We start from the raw sequence: 23,759 nt of genomic DNA on the forward strand, positions 1-23,759 counted from the left end.
TAAAAAATGGTTGCAACAAATACAAAGTTTATCGGATCGCTATTCTGTCGCTTCTCTGAAAGTGGCAATGGCTGGTTTGCTTATAATCCATTTTTTGTGTATCTTTTTTATTGAAAGGGTTGATAGGATAAACATAAGCTACTGTTGGTGTTTCATTCCTTATCGCTTTTCTGACAGCTGTATAAATAGAGGGTTATGGAAATACTATCGGAGAAAGGGAGCAGTTTTTCGTTTCCCGATATATAGACCGGAGGCAAAATGATGAAAGTACGAATCGAATGCACCTATCAGACACCCAAAGGGGTTACTGCAGCTTTTACTTCTGAAGAGATGGATGCATCAAACGCGTTAGTAATTGTTGAAGATTTAAGGAAAATGGGACGTATGAAAAATATCGTATTCGTCGATTCTCATGAGCATACGTGGAGTTTAAAAGAATTACGTAAGCAGATGGAAGAAATTCAAACCGAACCGCATGATATAACTGTTTATTTTGATGGAGGATTTGACCTCGAAACAAGCCATTCCGGTTTGGGTTGTGCCATTTATTATCAGCAGAATGATACTTTTTACCGTTTACGAAAAAATGCACTGGTGGAAGAGCTTTGTTCGAATAATGAAGCGGAATACGCTGCATTGCACTTGGCACTGGTGGAATTGGAGAGAATGGGTGTCCATCATCTGCCTGTTTCTTTCTATGGTGATTCCCAGGTTGTCGTGAATCAATTAATGGGAGAATGGCCTTGTTATGAGGAAGAATTAACAAAATGGGCAGATCGAATTGAAAATAAAATGATTCAATTGGGAATTACCCCGGAGTACAAGCACATTTCACGTAAGAAGAATCGGGAAGCAGATCGGTTAGCTGGTCAGGCATTGAAGGGGATGGAAATAACAAGCAAAAAAGAACTATCGGAGTGAGGCGGGGAAGGGGTTCTCTGCTTCTTTTGCATGTTTGCGGCATTTGATTTCTTACAGCTTCCATGATGAAAAACAGCTAATAACGGTAAAAAGACAAGGATTATCCCTGCCTTTTTGTCGTTATGCTTTTCCATTTTCTTTTTTTAATGCTTTTGCAGCAGAGATCTTCCGGGTAATATATTTCTCGATTTCAATAATGATAAAGGTCATCAATCCAATCGCAAAAGGATAGACCCAGTATTGCGCCTCGATTGGATATAAATCAAATACATTCCTTAAGAATGGAATATACGTCACCATTAATTGAAGAAGGATCAGAATGCCTGCAAGCATAAAAGCGATCTTGTTTGAGAAGAAATCCTTATTGAATGCAAAATGCCGTTCATTTCGGACATTAAATACATGGAAAACCTGTGCGATTACAATGGAATGCAGCGTAATCGTTGTTACCTGTTCCGGTGTATAGTGTTCCGGATCACCAAGCAGGGTTACATTCATGGTCATAATGGCTCCACCGACAAGCAATGATACGAGAATAATCCGGAAAATATAGTAGGGACTGAGCAGTTTTGCATTAGCTGGGCGCGGGGGCCGTTCCATTGCTCCCGGCTCCAATTTCTCAAATGCCAATGCGAATGAAACAGTTACTGCTGTCACCATATTTACATAAAGGACTTGAATCGGGGACAGCGGCATATTCATTCCTACGATTAAAGCAGAAACAATCAAAAATGCTTCGGCGCCATTTGTCGGCAGGATAAACAGAATGGTTTTCTTCAAATTATCGTAGACGCGCCGTCCTTCCTTCACCGCATTAACAATCGTATTAAAATTATCATCGACCAGCACCATTTCGGAAGCTTCTTTGGAGACTTCGGTTCCTTTGATGCCCATGGAAACACCGATATCTGCCCGTTTTAAGGCTGGAGCGTCATTGACACCATCACCTGTCATGGCTGTGATTTCTCCGTTTTCCTGCATGGCGGTTACCAGCTGCAGTTTGTTCTCTGGACTGGTGCGGGCGAAAACATCTACCTTTTGGACTGCAGTCTGGATCTCCTCTTCAGACATTTGATCCAAATCGCGACCTTCGAGAACATTGTCTTGTTCGGTAATGCCCATTTGTTTAGCAATAGCCAGCGCTGTAGCTTTATGATCGCCTGTAATCATTTTCACCTGGATACCGGCTTTTTTACAAACTTTCACTGCTTCCATCGCTTCTTCTCTTGGAGGATCCAGAATGCCAGCTAAACCAATTATGTTCAATCCTTCACAAATATCTGCATGATTAATTTGCGTTTTATCATTATCAACGTATTTATATGCTGCGCCGATAACTCTTTCTCCTTTACTGGATCGTGCAAGCATTTTATCCTCCCAAAGTTTGCGTGGTTCAGAACCTTCTGCCAAACCTGCCATATCAAACAGCCGGTCGGGGGCTCCTTTGACATAAATGATTTTTTCTCCGTCTTTTTCAACGAGTCCTGCCATGTATTTATAGCTGGAATCGAAAGGAATTTTAGAGAGGAGGGGAAGCCGGTCTATTTCCTGATTTGCTTTTTCGGCCAGCGTGACCAGACAGCCTTCTGTCGGTTCGCCGCTGATTGTCCATTCTTCATCGTCATCTTTTCGTAAATAGGTATCATTCACCGTTAATACGTTACTTAAAAACAGTTGCAGTTCTTTATCTTCTGCAATATCTATTTCTTGATTATTTTCAAGAATTTTTCCTTCTGGTGCGTATCCTGTACCTGTAACATCCAAGTGTCTGTCGGAGAGTTCAATGGATTGGACGGTCATTTCATTTTTGGTAAGCGTTCCTGTTTTGTCCGAACATATCACGGTTACTGCTCCGAGTGTCTCTACAGACGGCAAATTACGCATAATAGCATTGTTTCCGGCCATTACCTGCATACCTAAGGAAAGAATGATAGAAAGAATAGCAGGCAAACCTTCGGGAATAGCAGCAACAATTAAACTGATAACGTAGAGTAACAGCTCTCCGATCGGATAGTCATAGAAAACTGCTGCAAAAACAAATAATAAAGCTGCAACGCTGACGATAGCGATAGAAATCATTTTTCCAAAATGCGCTGTTTGTTTTAATAAAGGTGTTTTTAATTCTTCTACCTCTGCAATGGACTGGTTGATTTTACCGATTTCTGTATTTTCTCCAGTAGCTGCGACAATCCCTTGTGCCGATCCAGATACAACCGCTGTACCGGAAAAAGCCATATTTAACCGATCGCCAAGGACGGTATCCTCCGGCAGGATGTCTGTATTTTTTTCGACGGATGTTGATTCACCAGTGAGAGGGGATTCTTCTATTGTCAGCCGGCTGGCGGCAGTCAACCGTAAATCTGCGGGAATTTTATCTCCTGGAGACAATAATACGATATCGCCCGGCACCAGATCGCTGGAAGCAATCTCTATACGCTCCCCGTCACGAATAACTGTTGACTCCAAAGAGAGCATCTTTTTAATGCCTTCCAATGCTTTCTCGGCTTTGTTTTCTTGGAAATAGCCAATGACCGCATTAATCAGAACCACCATTAATATAACGACAGTGTCTGCATAATGTTCTAAAACAATAGTAAGAACAGCGGCAGCTAATAAAACATAAATTAACGTGTCATTAAATTGGCGTAAAAATTTTAGCCATTTTGGATCCTTCTCCGGCTCCGGCAATTCATTTTTTCCCCATTTTTGTCGGCCTTGCTCAACTTGCTCTTTGCTTAAACCATGCTTTATATCCGTTCCAAGCTCCGATTCCACTTGCTCTGTCTGCATGTTAAACCATTTTTTCTGTGCCATAAGCACGTGCCCCTTTCTTCCTGAACCCGTTTTATCTTTTACGAATAAATAGGAGTAAAACGTTTTAAGGAGATTTAAACTAGAAATGAACGTATAAGGGGTGTTTTTCTGCTGCTTATGAATCATTGATACAGAGGTAATGAAAAGTATCCAGCAGAAAATCACGCCTGATTTTTTGTAGCTGTAACCATCATTCATCACCTCTTTCTGTCTTGAAGTAAATGTATCCTCACTTATAATGATGAAGGATATGTAGGGACAGTTCAAGGAGTCTTGGTTGAAAATTTTCGACAATTTAGTGATGGTCTTTTTGTTAATACGGTAAGCATGAATGCTTTTAAACTGGAGAACATAGAGGCTTTTATTTAAAAGAAGATAGTCTTAAAGAGCAATGTGGAATGAAGTACACTAGAATCGTCAGTAAATATTAATCTGCATGCACGTATGTTCGTTAGCGTGGTTAGAACAAAAGAAGGATTTATTATTTATAAAGAGCTTAACAGGCATGGTGCTATACACCATACCAAAAAAAGGAAGCACATAAAATATATAAGGAATGTTATTTTCAGCGTGCATCTACAAAATGATAATCATTAATCTTTAGATTTCTTTTTTTGATGCGTACTACTAGTATGTTTATTAAAAACACTGTGATAACAGCAAGGGCGGAACCTGCATATCCCATTAAATTTTTATTGCCCAGAATAAAAAAGGCGTTACTCCAATGAAAGAACCTAATGCAGCATAAGAGAAAAGATAATTGTTCGTTTTTTTCTTCAACAAAATCACCTCATTTAGAATTGTACATGATATATCTGCCATATAAAAATAATAAAATGTTGGAGACGGACAGGGCTCAAATTTCTCTTACTAGAAAGGATAATAATCAAAATAATTTAAAATATGATTCGATATGTTAGCATGGAAGGGAATTGAAATCGAATACAGGGGTTGTGATACAATGCTATGGTTGATTTTACTGGCTGTCCTGATTTTAGGGGGCTATTTGATTATCAAAGGTCCAACCAGAGGGTATAAGATACTGGGGTATGTCATTATAGGATTCACAGTTGTATTTGCAGTGGTCATCCTATCCAGTATCGGTGTTAAAACAAATAACATAATAAATGAACAGCCCTCAAATGAAGGGTCTTCCATAATTGTTGATTAAGATAAGAAAACTGGACAGTCTTGCCCGGTTTTCTTATGTATCCTTAGGTGTATCTTTCGGGAAGAACCATAGAATGATGAAGGTCAGTGTACCAATTACGAATAGACCAAAGAACACCGTGTGAAATGCCTGGGTCAACCCATCCTGCATTAAAGCTAGTGTATCTGGCGGGATAGATTCTCGTAATCCTTCATTTAAAATAGCATCTGTATTTGGCATATCTTCATCGATTGCTTGCTGCTGATAATATTGCTGCAGGCGCAGATTCAAAATCCCGCCTAACAGAGCAGTACCGATTGCACTGCCAATGATACGCATAAACATATTTAAAGAGGTAGCCGATCCTCTTGCCTGCCAGGACACACTATTTTGAATGGCTACGATAAATGTTGTCGAAGTCAATCCCATCCCTATTCCAACAATAAAAGAGCTGAAACCGGCATAAATGGGTCCTTTTTCTGCATCAAGCAGGAAAAAGAGTAACGTACCCGCAAATAATGCGATACCGCCAAGAAATGCTGTTTTTCTAAAGCCGATTCGTAATACCATATGTCCGGCAGCAGTGGCTGCAATTGGCCAGCCGATAGATAAGGTGCTCAGGGTAAAACCGGCCACAATCGCTGATTCTTCCATAACTCCCTGTACATACGTAGGAAGGGAGCTGCTTAAACCTAAAATAATCATACCGGAAAGTAAGGTAGCGATATTAGCAACAATCATTAATTTGTTCTTCCATAAAGATAAAGGCATCATCGGTGCACTGCATCTCTTCTCCTGCCAAATAAATAAGGAAATACAAATGACAAAGAGTCCAAGGAGACCGAGAGTCTCCGGTGAGAGCCAAGCCCAATTTGTACCTGCCTGTACAAACACGATAATCAGCGATGATATGGCTATAAAAAAGAAGCTTGTCCCAAGATAATCGATGGTTTTCTGTTCTTTATCCACTTTTTCATGGAAGAACAGGACAACTCCGACCAAGCCGATAAGGCCAATCGGAATATTCATCCAGAATATCCAGGCCCAATCAATGTATTGTACAATGACTCCTCCCAAAAGCGGGCCGGCCACGGAGGATATGCCCCAGACACTTGCTAAATAACCCTGTACTTTGGCACGTTCTTCCAAATTGTACATGTCTCCGACCATGGTTGTTACTATCGGATGAATGGCCCCGGCGCCCAGCCCCTGGATAAGCCGGAAGATAATAAGGGCGGCCATCGTTTCTGCTAATCCACATAATAAAGAACCAATCAGAAAGATAACCACACCAATGACAAAGATTGGTTTGCGGCCAAATAAATCAGCTAATTTGCCATATAACATCGTGGTGACTGCCTGCATTAATAGGAAACTGGAAAAGACCCAGCTATACAGCGTGAATCCGCCTAAATCGGATACAATGTTAGGCATCGCCGTGGCAATAATGGTTCCTTCAATTGCCGCCATAAACATAGATAATACGAGGGCAATAAGCACGATAGGCCGTTTTGTTTGTTTATGTACCATCTATAATTCCTTCCTTTACTCTAGCCATTTGTTTCTACCCACTGTGCAAGACTCTCTGACCACAGGTGATTTTTGCAATCTATCAAAAGGCTTTTCAAACGGCAGTACTAATCTGTAATCTAATTAGCTTTATTGTAGCAGATGCATTCTTATTTTGTAAGAAATGGAATACCAGTTTCATAGTTAATCGTCCGAAATGCGTCAGTAGGAGAGGACCGTTGAACAGATTTTATATTCCTTTGTTGGAAACAGGAGAATATATTCTTTGTTATGATATTTTCATAGAGGGCGAGGAACTATCAGTTAAAATGAATAGCTCCTATATTTTTCGCTTCCATTTTAAGCAGGTTATAACTGCCTGCAATAATTAGAAAACTTGGTTGTCACCAATCCTTTAAGTGACAACCTTAGTTACACTTATGCAGTAAGAAAGTGTAAACTTTCTTAACTGCCAATAAAAAGGCTATTGCAGCCTTTTTACCGTCATTTAAACCAATTCAATTTTATAAACACCGCGATCCGTAGTAATAAAAAACTTCTGTCCATTAAATTCAAATAAAGAGCTATCCTCCAACGGAATTTCATAATTGGATGACGGAAGCGGTTCATCACTCATCGTTGGCAGCGCTTCGATTTGTCCGTCTCCATGTAAAAGTAAGCTATGTTTTGGTACATAGTCATCAATTCTGCGCGTATTCTGGTCATAGGATATGCTTTGCAAATGGATTACTGTTTGATCGATATCGTTTATTTCATGCTTTGTAATTTTAATCGTTCTTCCGTTCCACTGTTGAATCAATGTATTAAACTCCTCAATGGATAAAAAACCGTGCTCCATAGAACAACCCCTCCTGTGTATAATTTTTCCTTCATGCAACGAAAATATACAGGAAGAAAGGAAATAAAAAGAGGGAAAGCTGCAGGCGGATTCTAAGGGGAAAGAGATAGATAATCTGAAGGATAACGCAATGAAGCGATTCGGTTATTAAACCGAATCGCTCCGTTGTACCAATTATTTTTCATGTGCCCGTTTATCAGCAGCGCGGCTTCTTGCTTGAGCTTTTCTATCTTCTGCATCAGCAAACTCATCTGAAAATTCAACATCTATGCCGTCAGATATTTGATTTTTTGGAGTTTGTGATAAAAAGTTATTTTTTCTTTTCTTATGCTCATCTCTGCCCATTGGGAACACTCCTTTTAGGTTGTATATAATTGGTTAGTCAAACATTCGGCCAGTCAGATTGAAAATTGCAATACATCGAGCCGCTCTGTGGCGGCAGCCGTTGCACCGCCTTATCCCTAGATAACATAAGGAAAAACTGTACTGACATATCTGTATTTTTAACAGGTTTACGATACTTATTCATTTTTTTCACTGGTAAAATTGAAATAAACTATGTCGCTTAAATTTGTGGTTGTGAAGCGTGACGATTAATAAAATTTGTTCAAGAAGAAATTTTCGCATAATGATGTTTAGTAATCTGCTTAGAAAGGAAAAGTATTAAAAAGACACAGAGAGGTGGATAAAAATGTCCAACAATGAAAAGCGTTCTTCAAAAAGCGGAAAACCGAACCGGAATGAAGAGCGAAGAACGATGCTGGATGAACATGAGGAGCAGATGTTTGTCGATGACGTCCCTATGGAGGATTTGAAAATAGAAGCTAAGGATGAGAAACGAAAGACAAAATCGAAGGATGATTCGCAAAGTGAAAAGAAGCATAAGGAGAAACAAAATAAAGACAAAGACAGCGAAAGACCCTGAGCATCATTGCTGAGGGTCTTCATTGTAATATAGAGAAGGGTTATTTAATAAAGGTTGATTAGAATAGGGGAATCATCTTTCTTTTTGCGGTAAATATGAAGGTGCCATAACAATGGAGTAATTACTTTGTAAATAAACAGACTGATTTCGAGTGGTTGAAAATATAGTATAATTATTCGATAAAATGTATAATTATTAGTAAATTTGTTTCATTTATTTTTCTCTTATCCATGGTACAATAAGGAGAACATGCTGGTTAGCAATCATTATTTATTTGATTTTTGGTATAAAATAGCTGATGAATATTCATTGCATAACATTTTTAGCATATTGTCGATGAATCAGGAAAGAAAGGAAGATAAGATGGAACATATGGGATGGTTATCGCTTATTCCGCCAATTTTGGCAGTTATTTTAGCGATTATTACAAAAAACGTAATTATTTCATTATTTTTAGGCACTTTTACTGGCGTTCTTATTATGGTAGGAGGAAATCCATTAACAGCGACAACAGAAACAATAGGTAATTTCCTATTTCCACAGGTGGCGGATAGTTATAACGCTGCTGTATTGGTATTATTATTTTTTATTGGGGGATTTGTGGCCTTGGTGGAAAAGTCAGGCGGGGGAGCTGCACTTGCTGCAAAGACAGTTAAATCAATTAATTCCAAGGTGAAAGCACAGCTATCCGCATGGTGCGGCGGTTTGATTATTTTCTTCTCCGATTTGGGAACACCATTAATCGTCGGACCTATTTTTGAAAAAATCTTTGATAAAGCAAGAATATCCAGGGAGAAGTTGGCGTATATCATTGATTCAACGTCTTCTCCAGTTGCTGTATTGATTCCTTTTATTGGCTGGGGCGTATACATCATGGGATTGATAAAGAGTGAGTTTGACGGCTTAGGAATCACTGCATCCGAATTCGATACATTTGTTCAAGTTATTCCTTTTCAGTTCTATGCTATTTCAGCAGTTTTGATGGTACCATTGATGGCACTGTTAAAATTAGATTTTGGGCCTATGGCTAAAGCGGAACGAAGAGTTAGAGAGACAGGTGAATTGTATTGGAAGAATTCCAAACCGTTGCGTCGTTCAGATAACGATGCTGATAATAATCAAGAAAGTAAAGCTATTTTAATTTGGCTGCCATTGTTGGTATTGTTCATTACTTTGTTTGGTCTGCTTTCAACAAAGGGTTTTCCATTTGAGCCTGTCGACGGAAATGATTTCCGGATCTCGTTAATTACTGCTTACTTGTTTGCAGCAATTACTATTTTTATTTTATTAATTGTTTTCCGTCTGAAAAAGTTTGGAGATATTTTTGATATATATACTTCAGGGATGCAAAAGATGGTTTATGTTGCAGTGACACTGGTGCTCGCATGGTCGCTCGGAACGGTCATTGGCGAGATGGGAACCGCTAATTATATTGTAGAATTGATGCAGGGGAGAGTACCGGCATTTATTATACCAGCTTTGGTCTTTGTTATCGGAGCGATTGTTTCACTTGCTTCCGGCTCTTCCTGGGGAACATTTGCAATCATGCTTCCGATTGCTATTCCAATGGCAGTAGCACTGGATGCACATTTGCTTGTCTGCATTGGTGCTGTATTATCCGGCGGTATTTTTGGGGATCACAGTTCGCCGATATCTGATACAAGTATTTTGTCATCGACAGGAGCTGGCGCAGACCATATTGACCATGTGAAAACACAGTTCCCTTATGCATTGACCAATGCAATCATTGCGGTAATCGGTTTTGTTATTGCAGGGGTGACCGGCAGCCCGTGGACAGTAGTACTGACAGTAGTGTTGCTTGTTTTAGCAGCATTTGCGTTATCAAAATTGACAAAAAATAAATATGAAACGAAAATGAATATATAATTGAAACATGCCTTGCTGGTGAAGTAAGGCTGTTTTATTTCAATTTTTTACTGGAGGAAGAAATAATGCAATGGAAAAAGCCTGGCAGTGAGGATTACGCTGCCTTAATCGAATTATGGGAGAAGTCTGTTTTGGCAACACATGATTTTTTAGCATCAGAGGATAGGGAGGCGCTTAAGAAGGAAATTCCTGCTTATTTCCCGCATTTAGATATGAAAATGTGGTTTGAAGATACTACATTCGTTGGATTTTCCGGTGTGAATGCGTCTCAGCTAGAAATGTTGTTCTTAGACCCGGAGCAAATAGGGAAGGGGCTTGGCAGCAGGATTTTAAATGATTTAATTGAAACGGACGGTATTAAGGCAGCAGATGTCAATAAAGATAATACATCGGCTCTTGCTTTTTATCTGAAAAACAACTTCCAAGTTACTGGAGAGTCAGAACAGGATGACCAGGGGAGGGATTATCCGATACTGCATTTGCGTTTGAATGCGAAATAATATATGGAAGTAAAATTGCAAGGTGGGGAGAACGAGTGTTCTTTTTAACGATAGCATAGGAAAACGGACCATTAAATAAAGCCGCTTGCTTCTTCGTGAAGCAGCGGCTTTATCTTATAGTAAATTATTTTCGTTAGGCAATTTGATGCTTTTTCACTGGTACTGCCCGATCAAAGCTTGCATGTTTTTCTCTGACGGTAATAAAGCAAACAGCTCCAATCAAGCTTGGTACGGCAAATGCCATAAATGCATGCTGCGGGTCTAAATTGGTCGATAACAGAAGGGCGATGGCGACCGGTGCCATGATACCGCCAATCCGTCCAACGCCGACAGCGATACTTAACCCTGTGGTACGAATCTCCCGAGGGTAAAATTCCGAAATATACGGGTTCACTAAATTTTGAGTACCTACTGTACAAGCCCCTGTTAAGGTAATGATTAAATACAGTAAGAGCGAGCTTGTGGTGATGCTTAATAAAACAAAGCAGAGTGAACCGATAAAAAACATCAGGATTAAGACAGAACGATGGCCGAGACGATTCACTAACATCCCGCCGAATATAGAACCGGAAATTTGTCCGACTGCAAGCATCAGATTAAAGGATAAGCTGGATGTCAACCCATGACCGGCGTCTACCATAATTTGCGGCAGCCAGGTTGTCAGTCCGGAAATAACGAGCATGGAGCAGGTAACCGCAATCCAAAATGCGATGGTACTGCTGGTCCGCTTATTAGAGAAAACCTTTTTAATCGGAATTTCCTTCGTGCTTTCTTTAAATGCCTCATATTCATAGTTATCAGACGCTTGGTAGTTACCGCCGGGATCAATTTTATTTAAAATCTCTGCAATTTTATCGCCTTTTTTCTTGGTCAGATAATAAGAAACAGATTCCGGAAATTGCTTTAAAAACCATGGCAGAGCAAGAAGCGGAATAATACTAATCCAATATAATAGTCTCCAGCCCATCCATTCCATCAAGTACATACCAATCAAGGAAGCAATAATCGCGCCGATGGAATAACCGCAATACATCGTAGCAATGGTTAACGGCCGCTTCTTCACCGGAGAATATTCACCCATAATAGCTACGAGGATTGGCATGATTCCTCCTAAGCCCAGCGCAGCAATTACTCTCATTATCATAAAAAGGGTGGGGTTCTGTGCAAATCCGGCTAAAAAGGTAAAGAGGCTGAATAAGATTAAGCAAATCGCAATCGCTTTTTTACGCCCGATAAGGTCTGAAATAGAGCCCAGCAGAAAGGTGCCAACCATCGTACTGATCAGCGTATAGCTGCTGATTGCGCCAGCCTCGATTCTGCTGATATTAAAATCCTCCATCATTAATGGCAGCCCAATCCCATAGATAGCTACATCAAAGCCGTCAAAGGCAATAGCGAAAAAGCACCAGAGAAAAATCAGTAAATGAAATTTATTAAATTTACTGTTACCTAAAACCTGTGTTGTCTGAACCTTCCGCATGTTTAAAACGTCCTTTCCTTTAATGTATCGAAGTGTAATGATAAATAAAATACTACCATGAAACGATGGTTATAAGGTAATTGTAAAAAGGTATCGTTTGCTATAGGGAAAAGCTATAACAATGAGAGATGGGAATAGGGGGAAAGCCTTTAATAAACAATGTACACAAAAAGCCTCCGATAAGAAATATCCTTATCAGAGGCTTTTTGAAAGTAATTTATTCTGTTAAAAGCGGATAATATCCTTCTTCATTATGCGTTTCTGTTCCAACTAACGGCGGGTTGAAGACACATACCATACGCATTTGGGTGCGTGCCCGCAGACGATGCTTATCATTTTCATCTAGCAGATACATCGTGCCAGGCTTAAGCTGGTGTACCTCTCCAGTGGAGACCTTTTCGACTTCGCCTTCACCTTCAATGCAGTAAACCGCTTCAATATGGTTCTTATACCAGAAGAAATTATCTGTTCCTGCTTTGATAATGGTATCATTCATGCTGAAGCCGACACCATCTTTATTTAAAATAAAGCGGCGGCTTTCCCAGTTTTCAGCTTTTGTTTCATCTTCTGTTCCAATTAAATCTTCCAGTGATTTTACGATCATTTATTATTTCCCCTCTCCGTAAACAATATCTCTATTTTTTTAAAACATGCTTTATACTGTCTTCCAGAATGTCTAACCCTTTTACCAGACCTTCCTGATCAATAATCAGCGGCGGCAGGAATTTGACCACTTCATCATCTGGACCAGAGGTTTCTACAATAAGTCCGCGTTCAAATGCTTCCGCACAAATTTCTCCTGCTAAACCTTCCTTCTCCACAGCAATGCCCTGCATTAAACCTCTGCCTCTGGCTTCTCCGTTTAACTCCGGATATTGGTCAATCAATCTGTTGATTTCTGATTTAAGAAATGCGCCTTTTTCTTGTACAGCATTGGCAAAATCATCATTTTCCCAATTTTTCAGTGCTTCGGTTGCAGCAAGAAAGGCCATATTATTGCCACGGAAGGTTCCGTTGTGCTCGCCTGGGCCCCATTGGTCATATTCTGACTTGATTAACGTAATCGCCATCGGCAGGCCAATTCCCCCAATGGATTTAGACAGGCAAACTACATCCGGTTTAATTTCCGCCGGCTCAAAGCTGAAGAAGGTGCCGGTCCGGCCATTTCCTGCCTGGACATCATCCACAATCAGGAGAATATCCCAGCGTCTGCATAGTGCTTCTACTTTTTTCAGCCATTCTATGCGTGCAGCGTTAATCCCGCCTTCTCCCTGAACAGTTTCCAGAATGATTGCAGCAGGCAGGGCCACGCCGCTTCCACTATCTTCTAAAAAACGATCCAGATAAGCAATCGAATCATTGTCCTCCACATAATTATCAAATGGCATCGAAACGGCATGATGCAATGGAACACCGGCACCGTGGCGCTTGAAGGAGTTTCCTGTCACAGAAAGGGATCCAATTGTCATCCCGTGAAACGCATTGGTAAAACTGATAACCGTTTCCCGTCCAGTTATTTTTCTGGCAATTTTCAGTGCGCTTTCTACAGTATTTGTACCGGTAGGGCCAGGGAACATAATTTTATAATCCAGATTCCGTGGCTTGAGAATGACCTCCGTAAAGCGTTCCAGAAAATCTTTTCTGGGAATGGTAGCCATGTCCAGGCTATGAATCACACCGTCATTTTTAATATATTCAATTAATTTCTCCTGCATCGCATCGTCATTATGCCCGTAATTCAATGTACCTGCGCCTGCAAAGAAATCAATATATTCTTTTCCATCAGTATCCCACAGTTTATAGCCTTTAGATTTTTCAAAAACAGTCGGCCATCCTCTGCTGTAGCTTCTTACTTCAGATTCTAATTCTTCAAACGTTTTCATTTTCGCATCATTCCATGTTGCTGTTGTCAATGAAATCATTCCTTTAATTATTTATTTTCTGTAGCAATCGGTCCAATTGTAAACAGTAGCTCATCTTCATGTTCTTCCTCTTCATCCGGAAAATCATCTGTTACGTAGCAGTCACTGATATGACAATCCGTATCAAGCTTTTTAGCGAGACCTTTAAATAAAGACTGAGAAGGTTGATTGGATGGAGAAACGGTTGCTTCTACATAATCAATCTCTTTACAAGCTTCGCGCTTTAATAATTGGCGCAGCATTTTCGTTGCTAATCCGTTACCTCGAGCGGAAGCATCTACAGCAACTTGCCAGATAAATAGTTTATTCGGATTATTCGGATTTTTATACCCGGAAATAAACCCGAGCATTTTCCCGTTTTTTTCTGCAACGATGGAGGTCTCTGAAAAGATATCGCACCACATTAAGTAACTGTAAGAAGAATTGAGATCAAGTACCTTGGTAGCTTTAATCAGTTCCCAAACACCTGCCCCGTCATCTTTTGCAGGCTCGCGAAAATAAAAATCGTTTTCTTTTTCGATAGTCATTGTCATGTCATTTGTTGTGTTTGTATTAATGCTCTCACCTCCTGAGTGGATTTTTTACTTACCATATTAGATTAACATAAGGAAAAATAACGTCAAAACGCATATAACGGAGAATAACGTGATTATTCGTGATAAGAAGGGGTGAGAGTAAAATGATTGCCATTGGCTATAAATAGCTTTGAATATAACAGAAATAATCCGTTTTATAAACTTTTGGGGAAAATAAAATAATGAATTAAATAGATAAATCAAATTGAGGGCTGGAAAATGATAATTGTAATTTAAAAATTCATTATCGAAGAACAAAACAGCTGTCCGCTCATTTTTAGGGAAGTAAATGAATAAGGGACAGCAATAATATAGCTTGAATTCATTAATTTTCTTTTAATTTTTCATCCTTTTCCATCATTTCAGATACTGTAATGGTTTTATATTGGTTTTCAGCTAAATAATCAAGAATAAGCGGGAGAGCTTTAACTGTTTGCTCTCTTTTTCCTCCTGCATCATGAAACAGTACGACATCTCCCGGGGAGATACTGCTGATGACATTGGCTGCAATGGTTTTATAATCTACCCCGTCCCAGTCTTTTGTATCCTGATCCCAAGACCACAGCACGACATGTAATTGGTTTTCTCCGGCTTTCTTTACAATCGCGTCATTATAACTGCCGCCGACCGGTCGGAAAAGCTTTGGACGATTTCCTGTGATGGCGTAAAGGATATCAGAGGTTTCTTTCATCTCTTGACTAAGTCTGCTGAGTTTCGTGGTGTGATCATAGGTATGATTGCCGATTTCATGCCCTTCCATTACTTGCCGATGGATGATATCCGGAAATTTTTCAGCATGAGCTCCGAGCACAAAGAAGGTAGCAGCAGCGTCATATTCAGCTAATATATCGAGAATAGCAGGTGTGTATTTTGAGTGTGGACCATCATCAAATGTTAAAGCAATTACCTTTTCCTCCGTTTTTGCGTCCCAGAAAATATCCCCGTCTTTCTCAAAATCAAATCTATCTTTCGCATATATCTGCTCTTGGATGAACAGGAAAAAGCAAGATGTCAGAAGCAGGTAACTAATCGCATAGATTATTTTTTTCTTCATTTCACACCTCTCATTTAAAAAAATAATTAAAACTTTAAGTATTTATGGACGTAATTAGTTATCAATTAAATGTATTATTTGCTAAGAAGCATGTTTTTATCATAAGCAAATTTTGGAGGGGAAAAGAGGAAAGTCAAACCAATTTCTTCATTTTAAAAGTTCTGTAAGAAAAGCTGTATAAAATGGACGTGTTAAACAGCAAGGTTGAGTTAAAAACACATGATGGAAAGGGGGTTCCAAGAAAAGGTTTTGAAAGGTAGGAGCGAAAAGGTTAAAAAACTAATTGCTAAAAAGGCAAAATTTAATTAAATCCTCCAAAAATTTAGCTGTAAAAAAGATACCTGAATCCGGATTTTTTTCTCCGGTGATTCAGGTATCTGACAAACAAGGCTTAACTATTTGCGGTTACGGTTATTGCGTCGCTCGTTGTTGCGGTTGTTGTTGTTATTTTCTTCAAAAGCATTCTCGTCAATAAATTCATTCTCATTTGCAAATTCCACGTTGTTAATTTCTTGATTTTGGCGGTTTTCATTATTGCGGTTTCTGCGTTCATTGCGGTCAAAATTACGTTTATTGTTATCCATGGAAAGCCCTCCCAGTATTCTTTATGAGAAATACATTCATTTTTGAAGCCTTGCCTGAAGCAGGAGCTTCCAGTACAAATGTCGTCCTCGAATTATATTTTACCCCTTTATCAAAAAAACACTCGTTATTTCGAAAGCCAGATTTTGTTAGTTAAGAAGGATTAATGTAAGCCATATTTTTGGTGGATGTATGTGAAAATCATTGTAAGACAACAGATAAAAAAGTGGAGGCATTTTTAAATTAATTCGAATGACTCACACAAAATGAAGCATCCTCTCTTCAAGTCGGAATACTATTCCCTAATGGATTGGTGCTTTCCCAAGCTTTCCCTGCCTGCAATAACAATTTTTCGGAGAGAGGCTTCCCAATAAATTGCATCCCAACTGGAAGGCTTTTACTGTCCAAACCCATTGGAACGCCGAGGCTTGGTGTGCCGGTTAAATTAGCTGGAACAGTAAAAGGCAGACATCTTCTGATAACTTCCAGATTTTGCTCAACCCATTGTTCCCTATAGATATGAGGTGTGATAGGTATGGTTGGGCCGAGCAATATATCGACCTGTTTAAAAGCTTCTTCAAAACCTTTCACCATTTTTCTTCGGGTCTGCTGCGCCTGAATATATTGCGGTGTCTCAGTTAAAGCGCCGGCCAGAAAGAAACTCCGTATGTCTGCAGAATATTCGTTTGAATGCGTCTGGAGCCATTGGTGATGTAAAGCAGCTGCTTCGCCAGCCGCTATCGTATAACCGGAAAAGGTTGATAAAGCTAATTCAGGAATTTCTACATCCACTATTTCAGCACCTAAATAGCGGAGTGTTTCCACGGTACGTTTAAAAAGGCTTTCTACATCAGGGGCCAGGTCTTGGAGAAAGTATGCAGGGATACCAATTTTAATTCCTTGGATTCCATTATTTAAATCTGTCATATAATTCGGAACAGGTATATCCAAACTCCCTGGATCATTTGCATCGAACCCTGCCATATAATAAAGCATCCATGCCAAATCAGAAATAGACCTTGTCATGGGGCCTGCAGTATCTAATGACATAGCGGTTGGGAAAATGCCATGTGTACTGACTAATCCATAGGTTGTCTTTAATCCGTAAACACCGCACATGGAAGCGGGTAAGCGAATGGATCCAAATGTGTCTGATCCAGTTGCAAGTATTGCCAGACCAGCTGCTAAAGAAGCAGTACCACCGCCGCTGGATCCTCCTGGCATGTATTGAATATTCCATGGGTTTCGGGTGTTGCCAAAAAACGGATTTGTACCAGTAGATCCAGCCTCAAGCTCATGCAAATTTTGTTTTCCCAGCATAATGCCGCCGGCACGTAACAATTTATCTACAGTTGTTGCATTTTTTTTAGGGATAAAATCTATAAAAAGTTTGGAGCCGACCGTAGTCCGTATTCCTTTTGTGTAGTAATTGTCTTTGACGCCGATCGGAATTCCATGGAGCGGACCGATATAATTCCCGCGCATGATGTTTTCTTCCGCTTCTTTTGCTTGTTTCAGGGCTGAGTCATGGAGGGGTGTAATATACGTTCTAAGCGTTGAATCAAATGTATCCATTCGATTCAACAGGTGTCTTGTCAACTCTACGGGAGACAGCTGGCGTGACTTGAGTAACGGGCCGAGCTCTGTAGCAGTTAAGAAGGATATGTCTGTCATTGCAGCAATTCCTTATCAACAAATGTGATGGGTATCTCCATATTTAAATATGGAAAAGCAGAGAGGGCATGTTGAGATAATTTCATCGTGCAGCGTATCTGCTGGATATATGGAATGTCTGTCTCGCAGATCGGCAGTCCCTGTAAATGTAACCCCTGTCTTATAACATTTGCATCATCCATCTAAATTACCTCCTCTTATGGATTCCTAATACTATATGAAATGCCTGAAAAAATATGCTGAGCAAGCGATTTGTTTGGAGGGAAGGAAAGTTTTTCATCCGCATAAAACACAATAAACTACGCTGTCAATGGAGTATAGAGTGTATAGAGTAGGCATACAAAAGCAACGCATTCTCTTTAATCATGCTGAGATTTTCGAATATAACTTTTGATTCAGTAATCCAAAGAAAGGATGATTTTAGGCAGTTCATGCTCGGAATCCCTCACGCTGTTATAAAAAAGGCGTTCTAATTTAAGAAAAATCACGTAAATATAGAAATGGTATGTATATCTAAAGGTTTGAAAGGGTGATTGTGTGGATGAGAAATCATCAAGAAATCAACATTCTGATAATAGAGACGTTAAGCAGGACCAACTAGATCAGTTTCGCGTAAAGGATTCAGGGAAGCCGATGACAACACAGGAAGGGAAAAAGAGATCACAGGACCAGGACCAATTAAAGGCTGGTATACGCGGACCTTCCTTACGTCAGGATTATGAGTTTTTTGAAAAAATGTCGCATTTTGTCCATGAAGAAATACCGGAAAGAGTAGTTCATGCAAGAGGTTACAGTGCTTATGGTGAGTTTGAATGTTATCAGTCCATGAAGCATGTGACAAAGGCCGGTTTTTTGCAGGAAGCCGGGAAAAAGACGCCAATAACTGTTCGTTTTTCTACGGTGCAAGGGGCTAAAGGATCGTATGATACCGCGAGAGACTTGCGCTGCAAAGGCGTTAAGCTGTATACCGAAGAAGGAAATGTTGACCTGACAACGATTGCCATGCCTGTATTAATTAACCAAGATGCGATGAAGTTTCCGGATGCGATGCATGCGTACCAAGCTAAGCAATCTGATGATATCCCAACGGCAAGCGGAGCCCATGATCGCTTCTGGGATTATGTTGCTAATAACGATGAAGCCCTTCATATGGTACTGTGGATAATGTCTGACCGCGGGATTTTAAGAAGCTATCGAATGATGGAATCATGGTCGATTAATACGTATTTATTTGTTAATGACCAGGATGTCGCAACCTTTGTGAGGTATGTTTGGAAACCTGTTCTTGGAGTGCACTCCCTGCTGCAGGATGAAGCGCTGAAAATCGGCGGGCTCGACCCCGACTTCCATAGAAAGGACCTTCGAGAGGCCATTGATAAGGGGGCTTATCCTGAATATGAACTGGGTGTTCAATTAATTTCGATGGAGGATGAGTTTAAATTCGATTTCGATGTGCTTGACCCTGCAAAGTTTTGGCCGGAGGAGCTCGTTCCTGTTCAAATGATTGGTAAATTGACATTAAATCGAAATATTGATAACTATTTTACAGAATCAGAACAAGTTGCATTTAATCCTGGCAATGTTGTTCCGGGAATTGATTTTTCTAATGATCCCGTTTTGCAGGGCAGATTGATGGCATATCGAGAAACGCAAAACCATCGGCTAGGCAGTGCCAATTATGCGGAATTACCAATTAACCGTTCTGTCTGTCCATTTCATAATAACCAGCGGCGGGGCTTTATGAGACAACGTATCGATGTTGACAAGGTAAATTATCATGAAAATTCACTGGCTGATAACACGCCATATACAGTGCCTCCAGAAGAGGGCGGCTACAAAGATTACCCAGGGAAAGTAGATGGCTATAAAATTAGAGCCCGGAGCGAATCGTTTAAAGATTATTATTCGCAGCCGAGGATTTTTTGGAATAGTTTAACCCCGATTGAAAAGCAGCATACAATCGAAGGATTAAGTTATCAGGTTGGAAAAGTAAAAAGCGAATCTGTCCGGCAGCAGGTGGTTGATAAACAGCTTGTCCATGTTGATAAGGAAATGGCGTCGATTGTTGCTGATAACATTGGAGTGAATCGTCCAAGCGGATCCAATGTGTCTGTTTCTGCAAGCTACCCTTCTCTTAGCCAGTCCAATACCCCTCGTTATGCTTATACGCAAAAAGTAGGTGTACTGATTGGTGATGGCTTTGGCAGTGAAGTCACCGAGACGTTGGACATTTTAAAACAAAATGGCGTTTTTGTTGTCATCATCAGTGACAGGCTTGGTACCGTTACTGGTGCCGGGGGAAGAGAACTTAAAGTGGATGACACTTTTATTACGACAAGTCTCTATCTGGTTGACTCTCTTTATATTGTTGGCGGCAGCTCCAAGCATCAGGCAAAATTCGATTCTCAAGTTACAGAATATGTGCATACAGCTTATCAACACTATAAACCAATCGGTGTTGCTTCTACGGGGCATCCATATATTCAAGCATCCCAAAATAATAATTTAGCTGGTGTTGTTTTTGCTGCGAATAATACCGACTTTGGAGAAGAATTTGTTTCTGCTATTGCAGAGCATCGTTTTTGGAATCGAACATAGTATGGAAAAAGAGCATTGTAAAAAGATGCTCTTTCTTTATTTATACAGCTTTTTCTGAACTAGACCTCAAAAATCTGTATTTCCAAAGAATATGAAAGGTATGGCCCAAAGTAGTCCTGCCATTTGGTGAATTGACTTCCTTGGACGATTTATCACAGAGAAGCGTCCGTAAAACTCCCGCCTCAAAATAAAGCGTGAAAATAAATTTATTTAGGCGGGAGATAAGGGACGCTAACTCCCTGAATCACTTAGGCTAACTCAGTGGGGAACTAAGGAAACAGACTAAGTTTGCGACGTCCTGGGGTTGCGATTACTCACCCCACCGAAAACATTTGTGCGTCGAAAAACTCCCACTGAGTTAAGTTTCGTTTTATTTGTAATGATACAATACGTGTTGAGGACAATTGGTTAGAAAAATACTGTTACTAAAGACATTGATCTTTTTAATCTTTATTATATTCCGCTTCCTGCTGCCGTTCTTCTGAGCAAATAAAACAATACAAGCGGCCCTGTTCGTTTACACCATCTAAAAAGCCGTCTTTACAGTAAATTTCTTTATTGCATGTTACACATGTACCTATATATTCTTTCATCCATTCCCCTCATTTCTTCCTCTTATTTTCGGATATAAAATCCACTGCTTCTGTATAAATATATCATCTGCCATTCGTTTACATTCTTTTTTTGTTTCATGGTTTACAGCCTCAATTTCTAGTTTATTTACAATGTTATCATGCCGATAGGGCTGTGTCTTTTCTTTGGGAACATAAATAATCTGCCTGACAAAGGACAAAAATGCATAAGTACAACCGGTGCAGTATGAACATCACGTTAAGCGCATGAGATAGTGCGGATTGGATGAGATGCCAAGAATATCTCTTATCGTTTTGGGGCGCAGGAATATGTATACATTCATAAAAAAACCAAATACTACTTTTTAAAGCGAATAATAAATATAGGGAGGCAACGCGCTAATGCCTAATAAACCTAAAATGACTTCCTCAGAACTCGGTGCTCTGTGGATGACGTATCAGAAGAAAACATTGATTCTTCGATATTTGGAATATTTTATAGAAACTGCAGAGAATGAAAAAGCCCGAAATCTCATGTCAGGATTATGGGAAGTACTTCACCCCAAAGTCGAAGAAATGCAAATGATGATTCAAGCGGAAGGCGCAGCATCCCCCAAAGGTTTTACGCATGAAGATGTGTACCTGAACGCACCAAGATTATATGAAAATGGTTTTGATATTATGCTTTGCCGGATATTAAAAAAGCTCAGTCTGTCTATGTACGCTCTGCATATAACCGTTTCTTACCGCGAAGATATTATTAAGCTTTATATGGAGATTATTCAAATTTCGCAGACCTATTATAATCATTTCACTCAATATTTATTAGAGGAAGGGCTGCTTCCCCGTCCAAATTATATCTCTATGCCAAAGTCGGTAGATTACATTACGGACAAGAATTACACGAAAGGGACAAATATTTTTGGCAATAAACGCACCCTGAATACGGTAGAATTTTCATACCTTTATCAAAGTATTGAGGTTAATATTACCGGTATGCAATTGATGGCGGGTTTTGCCCAATGTGCCAAGGATAAAGAGGTACAAAAATATTTTACAAAAGGGAAGGAGCTTTCCAAAGAAATTTTAAATGAAACCGGGGAAATTCTTCTCCGGGATGATATTCAGTCACCAGCTACCCCTGGAGGCACCGTGACAAGTTCAACAACGGCGCCTTTTTCAGATAAACTCATGATGATGACAACCTTCTTTTTCTGTAACGTATCTCTTGGATCCCAAAGCTTCGGTGCTAATTTCAGTATGCGTAATGATTTGAATGCGAGTCTTGGAATAAAGGCTAAAGATATTTATCAATACGCAAGGGAAGGGTTAACGATTATGCTCAATAATGGCTGGATGGAGGAGCCGCCGAAAATGGATGTATGAACAGTAAAATCTATTTCTTTTTCTTTCCTGTTCTTTAGACTTTGTTTCGAAGCAAGAGGCTCAGCAATAAAAAAAAGAAACTCCATCGTATCATCCGTAATTTATCACGGAGAACCGTCCGTAAAACTCCCGAAGAGTGAAGTTTCGTTTTATTGCAAGAAAATGACCCGCGCTCCAGATGATTGGTGCGCGGGTCATTATTTTTACTATTAAGATTCTGATTGCTGGGTCATGATGGCACTTTGAACTTGACTTACCGTTGTTTGAGCTGAAGCAATTTCAGTAGAAGCCTGCTTAATCGCTTCTTGGGCCAGTGCTTGATCTGAGGTACTTTTTTCGATAGCCTGTGTTAACAATTCCTGCGTTAATGTAACAATTGCTTTCGCTTGAGTTAATTGGTTTACATCAATTGATTGTTGAGCCATTAGAATCTCCCCTTTGTAATAATTATTACCTGTATATCTTGTACATTTTTAAAAAATATATGAGCCATCTTAAATCCAATTTTTTCAGCTGTTGGCACATTCGAATGATGTTAAATTTTATCAGGTAATTATTTGCTTTTCTTTTGTTCCAGCAGTCATTTCTTTTACATTTTCTTCGATGATTTAAAAAAAGCGTATATTTGACCATTATTTTAGCACCATATTATTGAAGGAAAACGAACTAGGAGGATTTTTATGGAAAATAACCAAATGCAAAACGAGCAAATGAATACAAATGCTGTCCTGCCGCAAATGAACCACGGAGGCCATGAAATGTTTGATGTTCACGAGGTGTTATCAGGAGCAATTAATACGATGAACACCTTTACAATGCTGAACGAGCATGTCAGGGATCCGGAGCTTCGCGATATTTTAGAACGTCAAAAAGCGTTCATGCAAGAGGAGTATAATATTACGCTAGAATCTTTTAAAACAGGACAAAAGCCTGCAGAACCTACACAAACTTATGAAATGAAGCAAGATAATCAGTTCACTTATGGATTAAAAGCTTCGCAGCCGAAAAAGCCAATGCAAGCATCCACAGAAATCAATGATGAAACAATTGCTAACAGCATGTTAAATGCCGTTAAATCAACTGTGCCAGCCAAAGCAGGAGCAGCCCTGGAGGTTACGAATCCCGTGGTTCGCAGAGTGCTTGCAGATTCTGTACCCAATTGTATTGAAATGGCTTATGAAATTTCTCTATACCAAAACAAACATGGATATTATCAGGTTCCGCAGCTGACACCGCAAGATATGATGCAGATGCAGGAAGGGTATGCACCTGCTGCTGTACCATCGCAAAAACCCCCTTTACATTAAAAACTGGCCCCTCTTGTTTTTGGGGGCCATATTGTTTAGCTGCG

Annotated in this window: 22 protein-coding genes; 8 read left to right on the forward strand and 14 right to left on the reverse strand. The window is 39.8% G+C overall.

Going from position 1 to position 23,759, the window contains the following annotated elements; translation table 11 throughout:
- Positions 1 to 261: 261 nt before the first annotated feature.
- A complete protein-coding gene (locus MKX55_RS09890; RefSeq protein ID WP_339185196.1) occupies positions 262 to 921 on the forward strand; it encodes a ribonuclease H family protein in 660 nt (219 codons plus the stop codon).
- Between the two features lie 120 nt (positions 922 to 1,041).
- Here MKX55_RS09890 and MKX55_RS09895 read toward each other — a convergent pair whose 3' ends face one another.
- Positions 1,042 to 3,735 carry a cation-transporting P-type ATPase gene (locus tag MKX55_RS09895; RefSeq protein ID WP_339237900.1) on the reverse strand — a complete coding sequence of 898 codons (2,694 nt, stop codon included), beginning with the start codon at positions 3,733 to 3,735 and terminating at the stop codon, positions 1,042 to 1,044.
- A 961-nt stretch (positions 3,736 to 4,696) separates the two neighbouring features.
- On the opposite strand from MKX55_RS09895, the gene MKX55_RS09900 reads away from it, so the two are divergent.
- Entirely contained in the window at positions 4,697 to 4,906 is a 210-nt protein-coding gene (locus MKX55_RS09900) for a hypothetical protein (protein ID WP_339184493.1), read from the forward strand.
- Positions 4,907 to 4,939: 33 nt separating this feature from the next.
- On the opposite strand, the gene MKX55_RS09905 is transcribed toward MKX55_RS09900, so the two are convergent.
- The 3 genes from MKX55_RS09905 to MKX55_RS09915 form a co-directional block, all read right to left on the reverse strand.
- Positions 4,940 to 6,415 carry an MDR family MFS transporter gene (locus MKX55_RS09905; RefSeq protein ID WP_339184495.1) on the reverse strand — a complete coding sequence of 492 codons (1,476 nt, stop codon included), beginning with the start codon at positions 6,413 to 6,415 and terminating at the stop codon, positions 4,940 to 4,942.
- Positions 6,416 to 6,902: 487 nt separating this feature from the next.
- On the reverse strand, positions 6,903 to 7,253 hold the full coding sequence (locus tag MKX55_RS09910; RefSeq protein WP_339184498.1) for a hypothetical protein: 351 nt from the start codon (positions 7,251 to 7,253) through the stop codon (positions 6,903 to 6,905).
- A 174-nt stretch (positions 7,254 to 7,427) separates the two neighbouring features.
- Positions 7,428 to 7,598 (reverse strand): YfhD family protein, encoded by a 171-nt coding sequence (locus MKX55_RS09915; RefSeq protein ID WP_084612954.1) that lies wholly within the window; start codon positions 7,596 to 7,598, stop codon positions 7,428 to 7,430.
- A gap of 346 nt (positions 7,599 to 7,944) precedes the next feature.
- Between MKX55_RS09915 and MKX55_RS09920 the strand changes: the two genes are divergently transcribed.
- From MKX55_RS09920 to MKX55_RS09930, 3 genes are all read left to right on the forward strand, one after another.
- A complete protein-coding gene (locus MKX55_RS09920) occupies positions 7,945 to 8,178 on the forward strand; it encodes a hypothetical protein (RefSeq protein WP_339184502.1) in 234 nt (77 codons plus the stop codon).
- A 249-nt stretch (positions 8,179 to 8,427) separates the two neighbouring features.
- Entirely contained in the window at positions 8,428 to 10,065 is a 1,638-nt protein-coding gene (locus tag MKX55_RS09925) for a Na+/H+ antiporter NhaC family protein (RefSeq protein WP_339184504.1), read from the forward strand.
- Positions 10,066 to 10,130: 65 nt separating this feature from the next.
- Positions 10,131 to 10,565 carry a GNAT family N-acetyltransferase gene (locus MKX55_RS09930; RefSeq protein WP_339237904.1) on the forward strand — a complete coding sequence of 145 codons (435 nt, stop codon included), beginning with the start codon at positions 10,131 to 10,133 and terminating at the stop codon, positions 10,563 to 10,565.
- Positions 10,566 to 10,698: 133 nt separating this feature from the next.
- On the opposite strand, the gene MKX55_RS09935 is transcribed toward MKX55_RS09930, so the two are convergent.
- The 8 genes from MKX55_RS09935 to MKX55_RS09970 form a co-directional block, all read right to left on the reverse strand.
- On the reverse strand, positions 10,699 to 12,045 hold the full coding sequence (locus MKX55_RS09935; protein WP_339184507.1) for an MFS transporter: 1,347 nt from the start codon (positions 12,043 to 12,045) through the stop codon (positions 10,699 to 10,701).
- Positions 12,046 to 12,262: 217 nt separating this feature from the next.
- On the reverse strand, positions 12,263 to 12,649 hold the full coding sequence (locus tag MKX55_RS09940; protein WP_339237906.1) for an ectoine synthase: 387 nt from the start codon (positions 12,647 to 12,649) through the stop codon (positions 12,263 to 12,265).
- 31 nt (positions 12,650 to 12,680) lie between these two features.
- Positions 12,681 to 13,928, reverse strand: a complete 1,248-nt coding sequence (gene ectB, locus MKX55_RS09945; RefSeq protein WP_339238489.1) for a diaminobutyrate--2-oxoglutarate transaminase — start codon at positions 13,926 to 13,928, stop codon at positions 12,681 to 12,683.
- A 47-nt stretch (positions 13,929 to 13,975) separates the two neighbouring features.
- Entirely contained in the window at positions 13,976 to 14,494 is a 519-nt protein-coding gene (ectA, locus tag MKX55_RS09950) for a diaminobutyrate acetyltransferase (protein WP_339237908.1), read from the reverse strand.
- 373 nt (positions 14,495 to 14,867) lie between these two features.
- Positions 14,868 to 15,596: a polysaccharide deacetylase family protein gene (locus MKX55_RS09955; RefSeq protein WP_339184511.1), complete on the reverse strand. Its 729-nt coding sequence runs from the start codon at positions 15,594 to 15,596 to the stop codon at positions 14,868 to 14,870.
- A 395-nt stretch (positions 15,597 to 15,991) separates the two neighbouring features.
- On the reverse strand, positions 15,992 to 16,180 hold the full coding sequence (locus tag MKX55_RS09960) for a hypothetical protein (RefSeq protein ID WP_339184512.1): 189 nt from the start codon (positions 16,178 to 16,180) through the stop codon (positions 15,992 to 15,994).
- A gap of 280 nt (positions 16,181 to 16,460) precedes the next feature.
- Positions 16,461 to 17,852 (reverse strand): amidase, encoded by a 1,392-nt coding sequence (locus MKX55_RS09965; RefSeq protein ID WP_339237910.1) that lies wholly within the window; start codon positions 17,850 to 17,852, stop codon positions 16,461 to 16,463.
- Positions 17,849 to 18,034 (reverse strand): hypothetical protein, encoded by a 186-nt coding sequence (locus MKX55_RS09970; protein WP_339237912.1) that lies wholly within the window; start codon positions 18,032 to 18,034, stop codon positions 17,849 to 17,851. The genes MKX55_RS09965 and MKX55_RS09970 overlap by 4 nt, the downstream gene beginning before the upstream one ends.
- Positions 18,035 to 18,389: 355 nt before the next feature.
- Between MKX55_RS09970 and MKX55_RS09975 the strand changes: the two genes are divergently transcribed.
- A complete protein-coding gene (locus MKX55_RS09975; protein ID WP_339237913.1) occupies positions 18,390 to 20,450 on the forward strand; it encodes a catalase in 2,061 nt (686 codons plus the stop codon).
- Positions 20,451 to 20,893: 443 nt separating this feature from the next.
- On the opposite strand, the gene MKX55_RS09980 is transcribed toward MKX55_RS09975, so the two are convergent.
- Positions 20,894 to 21,043, reverse strand: coding sequence for a hypothetical protein (locus tag MKX55_RS09980; RefSeq protein ID WP_339184518.1), 150 nt, complete (start codon positions 21,041 to 21,043; stop codon positions 20,894 to 20,896).
- A gap of 381 nt (positions 21,044 to 21,424) precedes the next feature.
- Here MKX55_RS09980 and MKX55_RS09985 point away from each other — a divergent pair, with 381 nt between their 5' ends.
- The gene (locus MKX55_RS09985; RefSeq protein ID WP_339237914.1) at positions 21,425 to 22,408 is read left to right on the forward strand and encodes a DUF3231 family protein; all 984 of its coding nucleotides are present in this window, start codon (positions 21,425 to 21,427) and stop codon (positions 22,406 to 22,408) included.
- Positions 22,409 to 22,617: 209 nt separating this feature from the next.
- On the opposite strand, the gene MKX55_RS09990 is transcribed toward MKX55_RS09985, so the two are convergent.
- Positions 22,618 to 22,833 (reverse strand): hypothetical protein, encoded by a 216-nt coding sequence (locus MKX55_RS09990; protein ID WP_339184522.1) that lies wholly within the window; start codon positions 22,831 to 22,833, stop codon positions 22,618 to 22,620.
- A gap of 255 nt (positions 22,834 to 23,088) precedes the next feature.
- Here MKX55_RS09990 and MKX55_RS09995 point away from each other — a divergent pair, with 255 nt between their 5' ends.
- Positions 23,089 to 23,715: a spore coat protein gene (locus MKX55_RS09995; RefSeq protein ID WP_339237915.1), complete on the forward strand. Its 627-nt coding sequence runs from the start codon at positions 23,089 to 23,091 to the stop codon at positions 23,713 to 23,715.
- Positions 23,716 to 23,759 lie beyond the last annotated feature (44 nt).

Source organism: Oceanobacillus sp. FSL W7-1281 (genome assembly GCF_037969835.1).
Classification (GTDB): domain Bacteria; phylum Bacillota; class Bacilli; order Bacillales; family Amphibacillaceae; genus Oceanobacillus; species Oceanobacillus oncorhynchi.